This is a genomic window from Microbacterium sp. CSI-V (assembly GCF_001984105.1).
GTDB lineage: Bacteria > Actinomycetota > Actinomycetes > Actinomycetales > Microbacteriaceae > Microbacterium.
Genome location: NZ_MTQM01000005.1, coordinates 280,876 through 297,987 on the forward strand (window position 1 = coordinate 280,876; position 17,112 = coordinate 297,987).

The following is a 17,112-nucleotide window of genomic DNA, read 5'->3' on the forward strand; positions in this document are numbered from 1 at the left end:
GCCGATGAGCATTCCTGAGATCCGTGACGGCTGGACGATCGTCGTGCCGGTGAAGCCCGCTGCGCTCGGCAAGACGCGGTTGACCGCCGTGACCGCCGATCGCGAGGCCTTGGCGCGGGCGATCGCGCTCGACACGATCGCGGCCGTCGCCGCGACCCCGCGCGTGTCGCACGTGCTGGTGGTGACCGACGACGCCGAGGTGTCCGCGCTCGTGTCGCAGTGGCCCGCGGTCGACGTGATCGCCGAGGGCGACGTGCGCGGCCTCGATGCCGCCATCGCCCTGGGCGCCGACGCGGCGGGCCAGGGGGCGCCCCGCGCGGCGCTGCTGGGCGACGTCCCCGCGCTCACGCCGCAGGACCTCGACGCCGCACTGAAGCTCGCGGGCGAGGTCGAGCGGGGCCTGGTCCCGGATGCCGAGGGCACCGGCTCCACCCTCGTCACCGCCCGCCCCGGCGCCGTGTGGGTCTCGGCCTTCGGCGCCGACTCCGCGGCCCGACACCGGCTCCTGGGGTGCACAGACCTCGCCGTTCCGCGGGGGTCGTCCCTCCGCCGCGACGTCGACACCGCCGCGCAGCTCGCCGAGGCCGTGGCCCTCGGCGTGGGCCCGCGGACCGCGGCGGTACTGGCGGCCGCGGCGGCCTGACGCGGCGTGGGGCGACACGCGCGACCCGACGTATTTCCGGCATCCGAGAACTTTTTCCGCGGATCGGACAATACCCAGTGTGAGCACGAACGACGGCGACATCATCGTCCGGTCCTTGACCCACAGGGCGGCGTTCGCCGAGCTCTACGACCGCCACGAACGCATCGTCCACCGCTACGCCAGTCGCCGCCTCGGCTCCGCGCACGCGGAGGACATCACCTCCGAGACGTTCCTCGTCGCGTTCTCCCGCCGTTCGTCGTTCCTCGGGGGCGTCGACGCACGCCCGTGGCTCCTCGGCATCGCCACGGTGCTGATGCAGAAGCACACGCGCCTCGAGGCGCGAGCCTGGCGCGGCATGCAGGCCGCCGACCTCGCACGCATCGACATCGACGACATCGCCGACGCCGACGAGCGCCTGGATGCCGACGGCCTCGCGACTCCGCTGGGCACCGCACTCGCCGACCTCTCACGTGGCGACCGCGACGTGCTGCTCCTCCACACGTTCGGCGACCTCGACTACGCGGGGATCGCCGAGGCCCTCGGCATCCCGCTGGGGACCGTCCGCTCCCGCCTCAGCCGTGCACGACGCAGAGTGCGCGCGGCTCTCGCCCCGCACGTCCACCCGGCCCCGCGCCGAGAAAGAGAGACCTCGCATGGATGACCTCGCCCTCCTCACCCGCCTCCGCGAGGACGTGCCCGACCGGTCCCCGGCCGACGTCGTGCGGGGCCGCGCCGCCCTGCTGCGCGCCATCGAGACACCTCCCGCCCGCCCGGCTCGCACGCGGCGTTCGTGGATCTGGATCGGCTCGGCGGCCGCGGCGACCTGCGGCCTCGCGGGTGCCCTCGTCGTCGCCGGCCTCCCCGGCACTCCCGGCAGCGCCGATCCGGCCGCCGCGGCGGTGCTGACCTCCGCCGCGACGGCGGCGCGCACCGTGACCGACCCGGTCGTGGGCCCGGGCCAGTACCTGCAGGTGCGGACGGATGCCGTGTACGGGGCGACCGGCACGACCGAAGCCGACGCCGAAGTGGCCCGGCGGGAACGCGATGGCAATGTGATCGCGGAGGACGTGACGTCGTACCTGGAAAGCCAGGTGGGCGCCGTCTGGGTGCCGTCCGACCGTGCCGGTGACTGGATCGAGGTCAGATGCGCTCGCATCCCGGTCCAGACCTTCGGTCCGCGCTCCGAGACGTTCGCGGCAGAGCAGGGAATCCTCGGTTCGGACATGCGCCAGGTGTTCCCGGGAGGCGCTACCGAGAGCGGGTACGCCCTCGGAATGCTCGACGACGCCCAGGCAGCGGCCCTCCCCCGCGACCCCGCCCAACTGCTGCAGGAGATCTACCGCCAGAACGGCAACGCCGGCCCGTCCCGCGATGGCGAGGCGCTCGTGTGGATCGCCGACCGCCTGCGCTCGGGCACTCTGTCTGCCGACATCCGCTCGCTGTTCTACGACACGGCGGCGTTGATCCCCGGCGTCACCATCACGGAGGAGCAGGCCACGCTGAACGGCCGCACGGGCACGGCGATCGGCCGCGACGAGGAGAACAACGGCTTCCGCCAGGACATCATCATCGACCCCACGACCGGTGCCTTCATCGGTGAGCGCGAGGTACTGCTGCGCCCCAGCGCCGACATGCCGGCCGGCACCGCCATCGGCTCGACGTCGGTGACGACGACGGTCGTGGACGCCGTACCCGAGGGAACCTCGCTGTGCGCGGCGTGACCGGGTGCGGCCCCGCCGACCTCGTGCTTCCGCCGACGCGGAGCGTGACCGTGTCCGCCTACGCCCCCAGCGCCACCTCGGCGATCGCCGCCGACGCCTCCTCGTCGCGCATCCACAGCGGCGCGACCACCGCGCGGATCCCCGCCGACTCCACCTCGGGAGCCGCGGCGGCATCCTCCTCGGCGAGCAGCCAGGCGTCCAGCAGACCCTCGGCCGACCGCGCGCCGTAGTGCCGGGCGACGGCCGCGGCAGACGTCTCGACGCCGATCGCCGTCAGGCACACGTCGGCCATCCCGCGCACGACCCGGCCACCGATGATCGGTGACACACCGACCACCCGCGCCGAGGTCGCACGAAGCGCCTCCCGGATGCCGGGAACCGCGAGGATCGGGCCGATCGACACGACCGGGTTCGACGGGGCCAGCAGCACCACGTCGGCCTGCGCGATCGCCTCGACGACGCCCGGGGCGGGGCTGGCATCCACGATTCCGGGGTTCTCGAACCGCGTCGGAGTCAGAGCGGCGCGGTAGCGCGTCCACCACTCCTGGAAGTGCAGACGCCGCCCGTCCTCGACGTGCACGTGCGTGTCGACCTCGCTGTCGGTCATCGGAAGCAGATGGATGCCGAGCGGCCACCGCTGCGCCATCCGAGCGAGGACCTCGGTCGGGGTGAGGCCCTCGCGCAGCCATCCGGTGCGCGCGAGGTGCGTCCCGAGGTCGAGGTCGCCGAGCGTGAACCACGGCCACCCGGCGCCCCACGCCTGCAGCTCTTCGTTCACCCGCTCGGTGTCGCCCGCGCGACCCCAGCCGCGAACGGTGTCATTGACTCCGGCGAGCGCGTACGTGATCGAGTCGACGTCGGGCTGGAGCCTCACGCCCGAGAGCCACAGGTCGTCGCCGGTGTTGACGACGACGGTCGCCTCGGGCGCCCCGAGCCGCCGCAGAGCGGCGCGGACGCCGAGGGTGAACTTCGATCCGCCGACACCGCCGGCGAGCACGACGACGCGGGGCTGAGGATTCGGCATCCGTCCAGTCTTCCACCGCGGCGGGGCGGCGCGATGCGTCAGGCGCCGCCGAGTGCGGACCACACCGCGCGGGCACCGCTGTCGCCCACGAGCACGAGGTCGACGGTCGTGCCGATCGCCACCGCGACGGCGACGACGGCGATGACGGCCGTGATGATCCGCGCACCGCCGATGGGGCGGTCAGCGCGCCGAGCGCGCCACCAGAACCACGCCCACTGCCCGACAGCGACCACGATCAGGAAGAACGCCCAGATCACGGGACCGTTGCCCATCTCGGTGTGCGCCTCGACGAGCGCTGTTTCCGGCACCTGCCGTTCAAGCGCCTCGCCCGCCTCCTTCGCCAGCAGCGCGAACCCGCCGCCGACGATCGCGACGATCGGGGTCAGGATGCCGAGCCGCCGACGCGCCGCCGGCCAGACGCTGCCGACGATGAGCATGAGCGCCGCGAGGGGCAGCAGCACGACGACGCCGTGGACGAGGAGGGGGTGAAGCGGGAGGCCCGCGAACTGCCACATGCGCCGATCACAGCACATCCGCGGCATCCGGGTCCAGGCAGGCCATGCTGCCCTTCCTCCGTGGCAGAATCCGGCGGCGCGCATGCGGCACGGTGCGCGGCGATTCTGCCTGCATAAACGCGATCCACGCGCATAAACAGGTGCACACCGCGTTTCTGCGCGCCGATCGTGTTTATGCAGGGCTGCACCAGGGGCCGCCGCCCCGGCACACGCAGCCCCGACGCCGCGCCCCGCAACAGCGCGAACGGCCCCGCCCGCCCCGCCTACTGCGCGAGCAGCGTCGGGTCCGCCGCCCCGGCCGCGGCACGCGCGGCGCCGGGCAGCGCCTCGAGCACGCGCTCGAGCGCGGAGTCGTCGTGGGCGGCGGTGAGGAACCACGCCTCGAACACGCTCGGCGGCAGCGAGATACCGGCATCCAGCATCGCGTGGAAGAAGGGGGCGTAGCGCCACGACTGCTGCGTCAGCGCCGTGGCGTAGTCGCGCGGCACCTCGGGGAGGAACGCGACGCCGAACAGGGAACCGGCACGCGGAACGGCGTGCACGACGCCCTCTGCGGTCAGGGCGTCGTCGAGGGCATCGGCGATGCGGGATGCCGACGCGTCGACCGCGGCGTACACCTCGGGCGTCGCGAGCCGCAGCGTCGCCAGGCCCGCGGCGACCGACAGCGGGTTCCCCGACAGCGTGCCCGCCTGGTACACCGGGCCGAGGGGCGCGAGCTGGTCCATGACGTCGGCGCGGCCACCGAGGGCGGCGAGTGGCATCCCTCCGCCGACGACCTTGCCGAACGTGAGGATGTCGGGCAGGTACGTCTCTCCGTGGGAAGCCTGCAGGCCCCAGAATCCGGCGGGATGCACGCGGAATCCGGTGAGCACCTCGTCCATGATGAGCAGCGCGCCGTGACTGTGCGCGATGTCGGCGAGGGCCGCGTTGAAGCCGGGCAGCGGCGGGACGACACCCATGTTCGCGGATGCCGCCTCGACGATGATCGCGGCGATGTTCTCGCCGTGCACCGCGAACGCCTCGCGCACCGCGTCGAGGTCGTTGTAGGGCAGCACGAGCGTCTGCGCGGCGATCGGCGCCGGCACACCGGCGGAGCCGGGGAGCGCGAGCGTCGCGACGCCCGACCCGGCGGCCGCCAGCAGCCCGTCGGAGTGCCCGTGGTAGTGGCCGGCGAACTTGATCAGCAGGTCGCGGCCGGTCGCGCCGCGCGCGAGACGGATCGCCGTCATCGTCGCCTCGGTGCCCGTCGACACGAGGCGCACCTTCTCGACGGGCGCCAGATCCCCGACGCGCACGCGGTGGGCGATCAGGTCGGCGAGCTCCACCTCGGCTCCGGTCGGCGCGCCGAAGGACAGCCCCCTGGATGCCGCCGACTGCACGGCCCCGACCACCTCGGGGTGCGCGTGGCCGAGGAGCGCCGGGCCCCACGAGGCGACGAGGTCGACGTATTCGCGGCCCGTGGCATCCGTGATCCGGGCGCCCGCGGCGGACTGCACGAACCGCGGCGTCCCGCCGACGGATCCGTACGCCCGGACGGGGGAGTTCACGCCGCCCGGAATGACGTCCTTCGCGCGCGCGAACCACCGTTCGTTGAGGTCAGTCATGTCTTCCATTCTCCCGTCCCTACGTGCGCGAGTCGCCAAGATTTGTCGCCAACAGGGCGGCCGAAGCGACAAATTCTGGCGACTCACGCCACCGCGCGGGACGCGCGGGCGCACAGCAACCACGCGGGCGGAACGCGGGGTTACAGGTCGGCGCGCAGCCAGTGCGCGGCCTCGAGGGCCCAGTACGTCAGGATCGCATCGGCGCCGGCGCGACGGATGCCGAGCAGGCTCTCGAGCACGGCTCCGCGGCGGTCGATCCAACCGTGGGCCGCGGCAGCCTCAACCATCGCGTACTCGCCCGACACCTGGTACGCCCACACCGGCACGTCGACGGCCGCGCGGACGTCGGCGAGCACGTCGAGGTACGGCAGCGCCGGCTTGACCATCACGACGTCGGCGCCCTCCTCGACATCGAGCAGCGCTTCGCGCACGCCCTCGCGTCCGTTGCCGGGGTCGAGCTGGTACGAGCGGCGGTCGCCCTTCAGCTGCGAGTCCACGGCCTCGCGGAACGGACCGTAGAACGCCCCCGCGTACTTCGCGGAGTACGCCAGGATCAGCGTGTCGGTGAAACCCTCGGCATCCAGCGCCTGACGCACCGCGCCGACCTGGCCGTCCATCATCCCGGAGAGGCCCAGCATCGCCGAGCCCGCCCGTGCCTGCGCGAGACCCATCGCGGTGTACCGCTCGAGGGTCGCGTCGTTGTCGACGGTGCCGTCGGCGCTCAGCACGCCGCAGTGCCCATGGTCGGTGAACTCGTCGAGGCACAGATCGGTCTGCACGACCAGGGCGTCGCCGACCTCGGAGATCACCGTCTCGGTCGCGACGTTCAGGATGCCGTTCGGGTCGTCGGCGCCGGACCCGACCGCGTCGCGGTGCTCGGGGACGCCGAAGAGCATGACACCGCCGATGCGGGCCGCCGCGGCCTCGGCGACGACCCGCCGCACCGAGTCGAGCGAGTGCTGCACGACGCCCGGCATCGAACCGATGGGAACCTGCTCGCTGATGCCCTCGCGGACGAACAGCGGCAGAACCAACTGCGACGGCACGAGATGCGTCTCGCGGGCGAGGCGTCGGATGGCGGGGGTGCGGCGCAGGCGCCGCGGGCGGTACTCGGGGAAGCTCATGCGGGGGTCTCGGACTCCGGGGGGAGGGTGAAGCGGGCGACGGCGTCGATCAGGGAGTCGACGGTCTGCCGTTCGGCGACGACGTCGACGGTGAGTCCCGCACGCTTGGCATCCTTCGCCGTGCGCGGACCGATCGCGGCGATGACGGTGGATGCCGGGATCTCGGGGAACTGCTCCACGACCTGTTCGGCGACCGAACCGCTCGTGATCAGGATGGCGTTGATGCGACCGGAGTGGACGTCGGTGGCGATCTTCTCGGTGACCGGGACGCCGACGGTGCGATACGCCACGACGCTGCGCACGTGGTGCCCGGCCTCGATGAGCAGCCGGGTCAGCACGGGCTTGGCGATCTCGCTGCGCAGGGTGAGGACGCTGCGCGGCTCGGACTCGAGGTCGATCATCTGCTCGGCCATGCCCTGCGCGGAGTTGTCGCGCTCGGGCACGAGGTCGACGCGGTAGCCGACGGCCTGCATCGCCGCCGCCGTGGTCTCACCGACGGCGGCGACCTTCGTCGTCGCCGGGATCACGGCACGGTAGGCGTAGAGCACGTCGACGGTGGTCGCGCTCGTGAGGGTGAGCCAGTCGAACGCGCCGGCGGCGAGGTCGGCGAGCGCCTGCTCGAGGGTCGCCTGGTCGTTCGTGGGGGCGAAGTTGATCAGCGGCGCGATGACCGGGACGGCTCCGCGCTGACGAAGGCTCGCGGCGACACCGTCGCCCCACGGGCCGCCGCGGGGCACGAGGACGCGCCGGCCGGCGAGCGGCTTCTCTGGGGTCGGCGTGTGCCGATGGCCTTCATTCATGTGGTCGACTCTCGTGGTACCAGGTCGGCCGCCCCGCGTTCGAGCAACCGACGCGCGGCTTCTTGGCCCGCACGCGTCGCACGCGCGATGGGTCCCCCGTCGTCGGCAGCATTCGCACCGTTGCCACTGCCAGGTTCCCCACCATACCCCGGCTCCACGCGCACGGTCCGATCGATACCGATCCGATGCGAGCCGTCGAGCGCGTACACGATGGCCCGCAGGCGCAGGTCACCGCCGTGGAGGGCGGCGTGCGTGGCGACGGGGGCGTGGCATCCGGCATCCAGGACGGAGAGGACCGTGCGCTCCGCCGTGATCGCGACGCGGGTGTCGACGTCGTCGAGCGTGACGAGAGCCGCGAGGATCGCGGGGTCGATGTCAGCGCGCGTCTCGATCGCGAGCGACCCCTGACCCGGGGCCGTGGGCCACTCCGCGAGTCCCAGGTACTCGGCCTCCAGGCCGCCCAGGTCGCCGCCGAGGCGCGCGATGCCCGCGGCGGCGAGGATCACGGCATCCAGGTCTCCGTCGCGGACGCGCGCGAGACGCGAGTCGACGTTGCCCCGGATGTCGCGGACGTCCAGGCCCGGGTTCTTCCGCAGGACCTGGGCGATGCGACGCGGCGACCCGGTGCCGACGCGCGCCCCGGCGGGGAGGGCCGAGAGGGCGGTGCCGTCGCGCGTGACGACGACGTCGCGGGCGTCCTCGCGGGACGGTGTCGCGGCGATCACGAGACCGTCGGGCTGCACCGTGGGCAGGTCCTTGAGCGAATGCACGAGGAAGTCGCAGCGGTCGGCCGCCAGCGCCTCGCGCAGACCGTTGGCGAACACGCCGCGACCGCCGAGCTGCGACAGCGACGCGCGGTTGACGTCGCCCTCGGACACGATCGGCACGAGCTCGACCGGACGACCGGATGCCGCGGCCACCGCATCGGCGACCATCTGCGACTGCGCCATCGCCAGCGCGCTGCGCCGCGTGCCCAGGCGCAGAGCGGCGCTCACTGGAGGATCTCGGGGATCTCGTCGAGGGTGACGAGACGCCCGGTGTAGAAGGGCACCTCTTCGCGGACGTGGCGACGCGCCTCGGTGTAGCGGAGGTCGCGCATCATGTCGACGAGGTCGGTGAGGTCGTCCGCCTCCATCGGGAGCAGCCACTCGTAGTCGCCCAGAGCGAAGGATGCCACGGTGTTGGCGATCACGCCCTTGTACTCCGAGCCCTTCTTCCCGTGCTCGATGAGCATCTCGCGGCGCTCGGCCTCGGGCAGCAGGTACCACTCGTAGCTGCGGACGAACGGGTACAGGCAGAGCCAGTCCTTCGCGTCGATGCCGCGAAGGAAGCCGGGCACGTGCGACCGGTTGAACTCGGCATCCCGGTGCACGCCCATGGCGTTCCACGTCGGGAGCAGGTTCTTCAGCAGCTCGGTGCGGCGCAGGCGCCGCAGGTCGCGCTGCAGGGCCTGGGGGTCGGCGCCGTGCAGCCAGACCATGAGGTCGGCGTCGGCGCGCAGTCCGCTCACGTCGTAGAACCCGCGGACGGTCACGCCGTCCGCCTCGATCAGATCGACGAGGTCGGAGAGCTCGGTGGCATCGGCCTCGGTGACGGGGTTCTCGGGATCGCGGCGGAGGACCGCCCACAGGGTGTAGATGGAGGAGGAGTCATCGTGGGCCATGCGTCAAGTCTCGCCCTCCCGGCGCGCCCCTCCAAACCGGTTGACTCGCCGCCGAATCACCGGCGGCGTCCGGCGGTGTGCGGGTGCGGGTGCGGGTGCGCCAGATCACGTGAACTGGTCGAGCGCGCATGTCGTGACGGCGCACAAGCCGTACGTTCGGCCAGATCACGTGAACTGGCTGCCCACTGCAGCACGCGGACGCGGCACCGACCCGGCACGACGAACGCCCGCGGCCCGAGCGCGTGCTCGGAACGCGGGCGTTCGAGGAATGGGATGCCGGGACGGCGACGCCGCGACGGACGTGGAGGTCAGCGCGTGTAGGCGCGGACCAGGGCCCACACCGTGAGCCCCACGACGGCGGCGACACCGGCGACCGCGGCGGCCGCCGCAGCGGGGTTGCGCCGCGCGGACTCTCGCACTTCGGCGACGCGCACGTCGACGGCGTCGCTCAGCCGACGCGGGACGTTGGCCTTGACCTCGATCGCGGCCAGCGCCGCCTTCAGCTCGGCGCGGGCCTGCTCGACGGGATCGGCGATGCCGAGCGGCACGGCGGTCTTCGGCACGGGAACGGGACGATCAATACTCATCGCCGGCCTCCTTCACGATGCGGACGTCCTGGGCGATGGCCTGCCCGGGGTTCTCGCGGCCCGAGAGCTTTTTGAAACGCAGGTAGCCCAGCAGCGCCAGGATCGCGGTGATCACGATCATGACCCCGAAGACGACCAGCGCCGACAGCCACACGGGCCACCACGACGACAGCCCGGCGATGACGAACGCGAAGAACACCGGGACGGCCCAGAAGACGACGATCAGGGCGCCGACGAACCAGCCCGCGCCGATTCCGGCATCCTTGGCGGTCTTCGCCGCCCACGCCTTAGCGCCGTTGATCTCGGCGATGACGAGGTTGCGGACGAGCTCGGGGATGTCACCCAGGAGGGTGAACAGGCTGTCATCAGCGCGGTCACGGAAACCGCGGGGAGTGGTCATGCGTCAGCTCTCCGACGACGTGGAGCTGCTCTTGTTCGCCTTGGCCCGTGCGGTGGCGCGCTTCTCGGCGTGCTCGGCGTCATCGACGGAATCCTCGACGGCGTCGGCGACCTCGTGCGCCGAGGCCTTCGCAGCACGGCCGGCGCGCTCGGCGCGCTCGGAGACCGTGCCCGACTGCGATGCGGCGCCGGTGACCGACTTCGCGCCCTTCCACACCACGCCGGGTACGGACTTCAGAGCGGACACACCGAACGCCTTCACCTTCTCGACCTGCCCCTGGACGACGGGCTGGTCCCAGACCTTCTCGGCCTGCGCCTTGATCTGCTCGTACCGTTCGCGGCCCGCGCGTGCTCCGAGCACGTAGCCCGCCACGAGTCCGACGACGAGTGCTGCTTTGCCCCTCATGGGGTCTCCTCACGCTCGATCAGTGCTGGTCGGATCTCACGATAGCGATGTATTCCTGTTCCGGCATCCACCCTTGACAGGATCGCGCTCGGCGCCGACGATCCGGGTCCGAGCGACTCAGCCGCGACGCCACAGGGCGGCGCTGCGCACCCGGTCGGCCTCGGCCCGGGCGTCGGGAATCACCTGCGCCAGCCCTGTTCCCGACAACCATGCGCCCGTGGCCCCGAGCCCCGGAACGGCGTGGACCGCGGCGCGCGCGGCGGCGGTCTGCGCGGCGCGTCCGATCGCTGCTCCGGGCTGGGACTGCACGTAGCGCACGCGGTGGGCGGCGCGCAGCGCGGACGGGGCGAGCACGACCCCGAGCAGAGCCGCCGCTTCCGACAGCGCGAGGGCCGCCGCGGCACCGTCGTCGAGCGTCGCCGTCGCGGGCTCTTCACCCTGAGCTCCGAACGAGACCCGGATGACATGGATGCCGGGCTCGGTGGCATCCCGGACCCAATCCCACTTGGCGGTCGAGTGCGTCAGCGCCTTCGCGACGTGGCTGCCCGGGACGGTCAGGACGCCGGTCCCGCGCGGCGCCGCGTCCAGGGCGGGTGCGTGCACGACGAGCGTCACGACCTCGACGACGGGCGCGATCGGATCGGTGCGGTCGAGGTTCGGAACGACCGGAGCCAGCAGGTCGCGGGCCGCCCCTTCGGGCAGGGCCACGATGACGGCGTCCGCGTGGAGGCCGTCGCCGTCGGTGCGGACGTCCCAGCCGTTCCCCTCGCGGGAGAGGCCTTCGACCGAGACACCGGTGCGCAGTTCCGCACCGAGGTCGCCGAGACGCGCGACGAGCGCGTCGACGAGCCGCGACATCCCGCCGATGATCCCCTCGACCGCGCCGCCGGGCGCCGGGGTGCGGGGAGCGGCACCGGAGACGACCGGAACATCGGATGCCGGAGCGTCCGCCGGTGCGGGAGTCGCGCGCGACGCGCGCAGTTCAGCGACGGCGCCGCTCAGCGAACCCGTCCGCGTCAGCGCGGCGTTCAGGCCCGGTGCGGCGAGGTCGACGTCGACGTCGTCCGGTCGTGCGGAGTAGACGCCGCTCGTGACGGGAGCGACGAGGCGGTCGAGCACGCGCGCACCCATCCGCGAGCGCACCAGGGCGCCAAGGCTGTGCTGGTGGCCGATCGTCAGCGGCGGCCGGAGCCGGTCGACGTACGCCCGCCAGGCACCCGCCCAGCCGATGACCCGCCGCACGTCCGGAGCCCACGGATTGTCCGGGATGCCGAGCACCCCGCCCTTCGGCAACGGGGCGGCCCCGACGCCGGGCACGCCCGCCACCCACGCTCCCGCGGCGTTCGGGGCCACGACCTGGTCGGCGAGGCCGAGCTCTGCGAGCAGCCCGCGGACGATCCCGCCCCGCGTCGCGAAGCTCTCCGCGCCGACGTCGAGCCTGAGCCCGCCGACCTCCGCGGAGCGCACGACGCCCCCGAAGGCATCCGAGGCTTCGAGCACGGTCACTCGGATGCCGACCTTGGCGCACTCCAGCGCCGCGACGAGCCCCGAGACGCCACCGCCGACGACGACGATACGACTCTCGTGCGCGTGCTCGGCGAGGCGTTCGAGCGGATCGCTCATTCCCCCTCCCCGTGCGCGCGGGCGACGATGCGCGTGAGCACCGTCGGGTCGGTGTCGGGAGGCACGCCGTGGCCGAGGTTCAGCACGTGGGCGCGCGCGGCGCGTCCGCGGGAGAGCACGTCGTCGACGTGCGCGGCGAGCACCGGCCAGGGCGCGCCGAGGAGGGCCGGGTCGATGTTCCCCTGCAGCGTGGTGTCGGGGCCGACGATCGCGGCCGCTTCGTCCAGCGGCATCCGCCAGTCCACGCCGACCGCGTCGGCGATCCCGCCGAGGCGCATGTCGGCGAGGAACGGGCCGGTACCGACACCGAAGTGGATGCGAGGGACGTCGACGCCCTCGAGGGCCGTCCGCGAGTGGGGGGCGACGTACTCCAGGAACGCCGCGCGCGAGAGCGAACCGGCCCACGAGTCGAAGAGCTGCACGGCCTGCGCGCCCCCGTCGATCTGCGCGGCGAGGAACGCACGCGACACCTCGGCGAGCCAGCCCGCGAGGCGGTGCCACGACTCGGGGTCGGCGTGCATCATTCCGCGGGCCCGGAGGTGCTCCTTCGACGGACCGCCCTCGACGAGGTAGGCGGCGAGGGTGAACGGGGCTCCGGCGAAGCCGATCAGCGGCACCGCGTCGTCGAGTTCGGCGGTGACCAGCCGCACGGCCTCGCGGATCGGCTCGGCGGCGGCGGCCACCCCGGCGGGATCGATCGAGGTGACCCGCGCGACGTCGTCGGCGGTGCGCACCGGCTCGGCGAACACCGGTCCGCGGCCCGGCTCGATCTCGACCGCGACCCCGGCGAGCCGCAGCGGCACGACGATGTCGCTGAAGAAGATCGCGGCATCCACGCCGTGTCGACGGATGGGCTGGAGCGTGACCTCGGCGGCAAGGTCGGGCGTCAGGCACGCGTCGAGCATGCGGGTGCCCACGCGCAGTTCGCGGTACTCCGGCAGCGAGCGCCCCGCCTGCCGCATGAACCACACCGGCTGCCGCTCGGGGCGGTCGCCACGGAGGGCGCGGAGAAGGGGAGCATCGGGAGAGGCCATGGCATCCATCCTCCCATTCGCCTTCTGGGAGAGAGGGGGATGCCTCGACGTCGAGAGGCGACTCGGAATACTCGGAGAGGGTCGGGCGTAGAATCTCTCCGTGCTGCTCTGCGTGAGCGCGAGTCACAAGACCGCGTCCTTCGACCTCCTCGAGCGGCTCAGCGTACCCACCACCCCCGTCGCCCCCCTGATCGCCGCGCACGACGAATGCGTGCAGGGAGCGGTCGTCGTGGCCACCTGCAACCGCTTCGAGGCCTACGTCGACATGGACGAGCCCGTCACGGCCGCCGTCGCGGTGGGCGTGGAAGCCACGCTGAGCGCCATCGAGGCGGCCACCGGCGTGCCCGCGAGCGAGCTCGAAGGCTCGTACACCGTGCTGGGCGGCGGCGACGTCGCCGAACACCTGTTCTCGGTGGCATCCGGTCTCGAATCCGTCGTCGTCGGCGAGGGCGAGATCGCCGGACAGGTGCGCCGCGCGCTCACCGAATCCCGGCAGCTCGGCACCACGTCCGGAGAGCTCGAGCGCCTGTTCCAGCGCGCGTCCGAGGCGCAGCGCGGCGTCAAGAACTCCACCGCCATCGGCCGCGCCGGCCGCTCGCTCGTGCGCCTCGGCCTCGAGCTGGCCGACAGCCGCATCGCCGACTGGTCGACGCAGCGCGTGCTGCTGGTGGGCACGGGCGCCTACGCGGCCGCGACGGTCGCGGCCCTGCGCGATCAGGGCGCCGAGGACATCTCGGTCCACTCCCCCTCGGGGCGCGCCGCGAAGTTCGCCGCCAAGCACGGGCTGCGGGCCGTGTCCGCCGAGACCTTCCCCGCCGCCGTGGCCCATGCCGACCTCGTGATCACGTGCACCACGAGCGAGACCCACGTGGTGAGCGCCGCGACGTTCGCGGCGGGTCGCACGGCCGCTGAAGCCGCCGCCCCGGCGTCCGTCGGCTGCCCCGTCGACCACTCCGGCCGTCGCCTCGTCATCGACCTCGGCCTTCCCCGCAACGTCGATCCCGACGTCGCCACCGTTCCCGGCGTCGACCTGCTCGACCTCGAGACCATCCGCCTCCACGCCCCGCTGGAGGAGCTCCAGGCGACGGATGCCGCGCGCGACCTGGTCCGCGACGCCGCCCGCCGGTTCGCCTCGGTCGGGGAGCGCAAGAACATCACCCCCGCCGTCGTCGCGCTGCGCGCCCACGTGTTCGGCGTCCTCGACGCCGAGGTGGAGCGCGTGCGCGCCCGCGGCGACGAGGGCGGGCAGACCGAGCAGGCTCTGCGCCACCTCGTCGGCGTGCTCCTGCATACCCCCACGACCCGCGCGCACGAGCTGGCGGAGTCCGGTCGCGGCGACGAATACGTCTCGGCCCTGTCGGCGCTGTTCGGCATCGAGGTCGCGCCGGAGACGCCCGCGTCCCGCATCGCCGACGCCGGCTGAGCCCGCGCAGCTGACCCCGCGCGAGCGGAGGCGATTCCGCGAGCGGAGGACCCGCGCCCCGGCATCCGTCCTCCCTCCGCCGAATCCCCTCCCGCCGACGCGGCACAGGCGCACCACCCCGCGGCACAGACGCCCCACCCCGCGGGGCGAACCGACGGCGCAGGACTCGACGGTCGGGCAGTATGTGCGCATGAGCACTCCCGCATCCGAGGTGTACCGCGTCGCCGGCGAGGATCGCCCCCGCAACGGCCTGCGTTGGGCGGCCACCATCGTGATGGGCCTGCTCGACTCGCGTTCGGATGCGCCGTCGACGAGCGAGGTCGTGATCCGGAGGGTCGACGGGTCGGTCGTGACGCGTCTGAAGCCCGGTAGCGTCGAGGACTTCGAGCGGCAGCTCACCGAGGTGACCGACGATCTGCACTATCTCGCCGCGGTGTCGTTCGCCGAGAAGTGGATCGCTCCGCGCGCGTGACCCGCGCGAGAATGGACGGATGAGCCTGCACATCACCGACGACCCGGCCGCCGACGAGCTGCTGTCGACGAATCCCCTCGCGCTGCTGATCGGCATGCTGCTCGACCAGCAGGTCGCGATGGAGACGGCTTTCGCGGGGCCGCTGAAGATCCGGGAGCGGATCGGATCAGTGGATGCCGAGACCCTGGCGCACGAGGACCCCGAGGCGTTCGCAGCGGCGTTCTCCCAGTCCCCGGCGGTGCACCGCTTCCCCGGGTCCATGGCGAAGCGCGTGCAGTCGCTGTGCACCGCGATCGAGGAGGACTGGGGCGGGGATGCCGCAGAGCTGTGGACCCGCGACGACCCCGACGGTGCGACGGTGCTGAAGCGGCTCAAGGCGCTCCCGGGCTTCGGCGAGCAGAAGGCGAAGATCTTCCTCGCACTGCTCGGCAAGCAGTACGGCTACGACGGGGCGGGATGGCGTGCGGCGTCGGCACCGTACGGCGAGGACGGGTCGTTCCGGTCGGTCGCCGACATCACGAGCCCCGACTCGCTGGCGAAGGTCCGCGAGCACAAGCGCGCGGCGAAAGCCGCGGCCAAAGCGGGCTCCTGACCCCTCCTACACCATGTGAGAGAAAAAGGAGAGTTCTCTCATCTTCGTTCCGCGACGGCTGCCCCGTGGTTAGGGTTTCAAAGTTCGTTGCAGGTTTATTCGCGATCGAAGGGTGGGCTCTCGTGAAGTTCGCAATGGGTTCGGACACTCTGGGTGTGCTGGGTAAGGCCACCTCGGGGTCAAGTGATGAGCTGTCGCTGCTGGTTCGCCAGCTGCTCGAGGCGGCCGAGCCGCTCGAGGGACAGTTCCAGGGCGCGGGACGTGCCGCGTTCGACCGTTTCAAGTCGCGCACCGACGCGATCTCCTCCGAGTTGAAGCTGGCCCTCGACGGCGTGCTCGGCGGAATCTCGGGCATGGACCGCTCCTTCCAGGAGGGCGAGTCGTCCATGGTCGACCAGACCACGAGCCTTGAAGCCGGATCGTCGTTCGACGCCGCCCGCTTCGGCGGCCGCTGAGATCAGGAAGGGACTGACTCATGGTGAACCAGGGAGACCGTCGCGACTACTCGATCGCGGCCTCGCAGAACGCTCAGGACAACTTCAACCGCGTCGCCGCGCAGCTCGAGTCGTTGATCGACCAGCGCGACCGCGACGTCCAGGCCGCGATGGCGGACTACTCCGCCGACGGCGTGTCCGAGGACTACCGCGGCAAGGAGACCCGCTGGAAGAACGCCGCCGCCGAGGTGCGCGGCATCATCCAGACGCTCCGCTCGTCGCTGGAGCGCAACGACGAGTCCGCCCAGACCGCGCTGAGCAAGGCTCGCGCGGCGGTGGAGTCGATCGGCTGACGATCGCCGCTGGATGCCGGGTGCGCTCTGCACCCGGCATCGGTGGCGCTCGCGCGCGGGGCCGCGCGGGTCTGACGACATGAAGGGGGACGGGCGATGACGAGCTGGAGCATTCAGCCATCGGGCGTCGTAGCCGTGCTGCAGGACGTCAACGTGGATGCCGAGGCCCTCGGCACCGCGCTGAACTCGTTGAGTCCTGCGCTCGAGGGGGCCGTGACGGCGACCAACTCCGGCGCGATCTCGGAAGCCGTGCAGGCCTACTTCCAGCAGGAGGAAGGCCCCCGCATCCAGGGCATGAGTGCCCGCATCGGCGCGGCGGCGCAGGGCGTCGTCAGCGCCACCGAAGCCTACGTCGCGGGCGACATGGAGATGGCGGCGAACGCGCAGACCGCGGCCGTCTCCGCCGTGTATCCGCCCTCTCTGCCGCACGGGGTGATGTGATGCCGGACGCTATCAAGGTCGGTGAGATCCCGGGTGACGAGATCAAGCCGGAGCTCATCGAGGAGAACGCCCGCACGATCGGGACGATCTCGGGTCAGGTGTCCGAGCACGGATCGAACGTCCACTTCAAGTGGCAGGGCATGGCCGGGGTCTACGAGGCTCCGGAATCGCCCACCCTGCTGGGACTGATGGCCCCGGTCAGTTCGCAGGCGACCCAGGTCAGCGACAACCTGGCCGAGGTGTCGGCAGCCCTC

General features: G+C 72.3%; 22 protein-coding genes. 10 read left to right on the forward strand and 12 right to left on the reverse strand.

Annotation, left to right across the window (positions count from 1 at the left end; genetic code table 11):
- The first annotated feature begins 4 nt into the window (after window positions 1-4).
- The 3 genes from cofC to CSIV_RS02440 all read left to right on the forward strand — a co-directional run bounded on the left by cofC (window position 5) and on the right by CSIV_RS02440 (window position 2,364).
- Entirely contained in the window at window positions 5-643 is a 639-nt protein-coding gene (gene cofC / locus CSIV_RS02430) for a 2-phospho-L-lactate guanylyltransferase (RefSeq protein ID WP_077049817.1), read from the forward strand.
- 79 nt (window positions 644-722) lie between these two features.
- Entirely contained in the window at window positions 723-1,304 is a 582-nt protein-coding gene (locus CSIV_RS02435; protein ID WP_238592325.1) for an RNA polymerase sigma factor, read from the forward strand.
- Window positions 1,297-2,364, forward strand: coding sequence for a CU044_5270 family protein (locus tag CSIV_RS02440; protein WP_077049818.1), 1,068 nt, complete (start codon window positions 1,297-1,299; stop codon window positions 2,362-2,364). The genes CSIV_RS02435 and CSIV_RS02440 overlap by 8 nt, the downstream gene beginning before the upstream one ends.
- Window positions 2,365-2,422: 58 nt before the next feature.
- Here CSIV_RS02440 and cofD read toward each other — a convergent pair whose 3' ends face one another.
- The 12 genes from cofD to hemE form a co-directional block, all read right to left on the reverse strand.
- Entirely contained in the window at window positions 2,423-3,388 is a 966-nt protein-coding gene (gene cofD / locus CSIV_RS02445) for a 2-phospho-L-lactate transferase (RefSeq protein WP_077049819.1), read from the reverse strand.
- Window positions 3,389-3,426: 38 nt separating this feature from the next.
- Window positions 3,427-3,903: a DUF2231 domain-containing protein gene (locus CSIV_RS02450; protein ID WP_077049820.1), complete on the reverse strand. Its 477-nt coding sequence runs from the start codon at window positions 3,901-3,903 to the stop codon at window positions 3,427-3,429.
- Window positions 3,904-4,166: 263 nt separating this feature from the next.
- On the reverse strand, window positions 4,167-5,507 hold the full coding sequence (gene hemL / locus CSIV_RS02455) for a glutamate-1-semialdehyde 2,1-aminomutase (protein ID WP_077049821.1): 1,341 nt from the start codon (window positions 5,505-5,507) through the stop codon (window positions 4,167-4,169).
- A gap of 140 nt (window positions 5,508-5,647) precedes the next feature.
- Entirely contained in the window at window positions 5,648-6,631 is a 984-nt protein-coding gene (hemB, locus tag CSIV_RS02460; RefSeq protein WP_077049822.1) for a porphobilinogen synthase, read from the reverse strand.
- Window positions 6,628-7,431, reverse strand: a complete 804-nt coding sequence (locus CSIV_RS02465) for a uroporphyrinogen-III synthase (protein WP_077049823.1) — start codon at window positions 7,429-7,431, stop codon at window positions 6,628-6,630. The genes hemB and CSIV_RS02465 overlap by 4 nt, the downstream gene beginning before the upstream one ends.
- Entirely contained in the window at window positions 7,428-8,426 is a 999-nt protein-coding gene (gene hemC, locus CSIV_RS02470) for a hydroxymethylbilane synthase (RefSeq protein WP_077049824.1), read from the reverse strand. The genes CSIV_RS02465 and hemC overlap by 4 nt, the downstream gene beginning before the upstream one ends.
- Complete coding sequence (hemQ, locus tag CSIV_RS02475; RefSeq protein WP_077049825.1) at window positions 8,423-9,094, reverse strand: hydrogen peroxide-dependent heme synthase; 672 nt, start codon at window positions 9,092-9,094, stop codon at window positions 8,423-8,425. The genes hemC and hemQ overlap by 4 nt, the downstream gene beginning before the upstream one ends.
- A 308-nt stretch (window positions 9,095-9,402) precedes the next feature.
- Entirely contained in the window at window positions 9,403-9,681 is a 279-nt protein-coding gene (locus tag CSIV_RS02480; RefSeq protein WP_077049826.1) for a hypothetical protein, read from the reverse strand.
- Window positions 9,671-10,081 (reverse strand): phage holin family protein, encoded by a 411-nt coding sequence (locus tag CSIV_RS02485; protein WP_077049827.1) that lies wholly within the window; start codon window positions 10,079-10,081, stop codon window positions 9,671-9,673. Before CSIV_RS02485 ends, CSIV_RS02480 begins: the two co-directional genes overlap by 11 nt.
- 3 nt (window positions 10,082-10,084) lie before the next feature.
- Complete coding sequence (locus tag CSIV_RS02490; RefSeq protein WP_077049828.1) at window positions 10,085-10,486, reverse strand: hypothetical protein; 402 nt, start codon at window positions 10,484-10,486, stop codon at window positions 10,085-10,087.
- 117 nt (window positions 10,487-10,603) lie between these two features.
- The gene (gene hemG / locus CSIV_RS02495) at window positions 10,604-12,109 is read right to left on the reverse strand and encodes a protoporphyrinogen oxidase (RefSeq protein ID WP_077049829.1); all 1,506 of its coding nucleotides are present in this window, start codon (window positions 12,107-12,109) and stop codon (window positions 10,604-10,606) included.
- Entirely contained in the window at window positions 12,106-13,143 is a 1,038-nt protein-coding gene (gene hemE, locus CSIV_RS02500; RefSeq protein WP_083734953.1) for a uroporphyrinogen decarboxylase, read from the reverse strand. Before hemE ends, hemG begins: the two co-directional genes overlap by 4 nt.
- 100 nt (window positions 13,144-13,243) lie before the next feature.
- Between hemE and CSIV_RS02505 the strand changes: the two genes are divergently transcribed.
- The 7 genes from CSIV_RS02505 to CSIV_RS02535 all read left to right on the forward strand — a co-directional run.
- Entirely contained in the window at window positions 13,244-14,566 is a 1,323-nt protein-coding gene (locus tag CSIV_RS02505; RefSeq protein ID WP_077049831.1) for a glutamyl-tRNA reductase, read from the forward strand.
- A 190-nt stretch (window positions 14,567-14,756) separates the two neighbouring features.
- Complete coding sequence (locus CSIV_RS02510; protein WP_077049832.1) at window positions 14,757-15,038, forward strand: hypothetical protein; 282 nt, start codon at window positions 14,757-14,759, stop codon at window positions 15,036-15,038.
- Window positions 15,039-15,057: 19 nt separating this feature from the next.
- Window positions 15,058-15,630, forward strand: coding sequence for an HhH-GPD-type base excision DNA repair protein (locus CSIV_RS02515; RefSeq protein WP_077049833.1), 573 nt, complete (start codon window positions 15,058-15,060; stop codon window positions 15,628-15,630).
- A 122-nt stretch (window positions 15,631-15,752) separates the two neighbouring features.
- Window positions 15,753-16,085, forward strand: a complete 333-nt coding sequence (locus tag CSIV_RS02520) for a hypothetical protein (protein ID WP_077049834.1) — start codon at window positions 15,753-15,755, stop codon at window positions 16,083-16,085.
- Between the two features lie 20 nt (window positions 16,086-16,105).
- Window positions 16,106-16,417, forward strand: a complete 312-nt coding sequence (locus tag CSIV_RS02525) for a pore-forming ESAT-6 family protein (protein WP_076493299.1) — start codon at window positions 16,106-16,108, stop codon at window positions 16,415-16,417.
- A gap of 96 nt (window positions 16,418-16,513) precedes the next feature.
- On the forward strand, window positions 16,514-16,858 hold the full coding sequence (locus CSIV_RS02530) for a DUF6507 family protein (RefSeq protein WP_077049835.1): 345 nt from the start codon (window positions 16,514-16,516) through the stop codon (window positions 16,856-16,858).
- A partial coding sequence (locus tag CSIV_RS02535; protein WP_139340580.1) for a hypothetical protein occupies window positions 16,858-17,112 on the forward strand: 255 nt, incomplete at its 3' end. The genes CSIV_RS02530 and CSIV_RS02535, both read left to right, overlap by 1 nt.

Coding starts and splice junctions, on each gene's coding strand:
- cofC (WP_077049817.1), top strand. CDS start 5: ATGAGCATTCCTGAGATCCGTGACGGCTGGACGATCGTCGTGCCGGTG.
- CSIV_RS02440 (WP_077049818.1), top strand. CDS start 1,297: ATGGATGACCTCGCCCTCCTCACCCGCCTCCGCGAGGACGTGCCCGAC.
- cofD (WP_077049819.1), bottom strand. CDS start 3,388: ATGCCGAATCCTCAGCCCCGCGTCGTCGTGCTCGCCGGCGGTGTCGGC.
- CSIV_RS02450 (WP_077049820.1), bottom strand. CDS start 3,903: ATGTGGCAGTTCGCGGGCCTCCCGCTTCACCCCCTCCTCGTCCACGGC.
- hemL (WP_077049821.1), bottom strand. CDS start 5,507: ATGACTGACCTCAACGAACGGTGGTTCGCGCGCGCGAAGGACGTCATT.
- hemB (WP_077049822.1), bottom strand. CDS start 6,631: ATGAGCTTCCCCGAGTACCGCCCGCGGCGCCTGCGCCGCACCCCCGCC.
- CSIV_RS02465 (WP_077049823.1), bottom strand. CDS start 7,431: ATGAATGAAGGCCATCGGCACACGCCGACCCCAGAGAAGCCGCTCGCC.
- hemQ (WP_077049825.1), bottom strand. CDS start 9,094: ATGGCCCACGATGACTCCTCCTCCATCTACACCCTGTGGGCGGTCCTC.
- CSIV_RS02480 (WP_077049826.1), bottom strand. CDS start 9,681: ATGAGTATTGATCGTCCCGTTCCCGTGCCGAAGACCGCCGTGCCGCTC.
- CSIV_RS02485 (WP_077049827.1), bottom strand. CDS start 10,081: ATGACCACTCCCCGCGGTTTCCGTGACCGCGCTGATGACAGCCTGTTC.
- CSIV_RS02490 (WP_077049828.1), bottom strand. CDS start 10,486: ATGAGGGGCAAAGCAGCACTCGTCGTCGGACTCGTGGCGGGCTACGTG.
- hemG (WP_077049829.1), bottom strand. CDS start 12,109: ATGAGCGATCCGCTCGAACGCCTCGCCGAGCACGCGCACGAGAGTCGT.
- hemE (WP_083734953.1), bottom strand. CDS start 13,143: ATGGCCTCTCCCGATGCTCCCCTTCTCCGCGCCCTCCGTGGCGACCGC.
- CSIV_RS02510 (WP_077049832.1), top strand. CDS start 14,757: ATGAGCACTCCCGCATCCGAGGTGTACCGCGTCGCCGGCGAGGATCGC.
- CSIV_RS02515 (WP_077049833.1), top strand. CDS start 15,058: ATGAGCCTGCACATCACCGACGACCCGGCCGCCGACGAGCTGCTGTCG.
- CSIV_RS02525 (WP_076493299.1), top strand. CDS start 16,106: ATGGTGAACCAGGGAGACCGTCGCGACTACTCGATCGCGGCCTCGCAG.
- CSIV_RS02530 (WP_077049835.1), top strand. CDS start 16,514: ATGACGAGCTGGAGCATTCAGCCATCGGGCGTCGTAGCCGTGCTGCAG.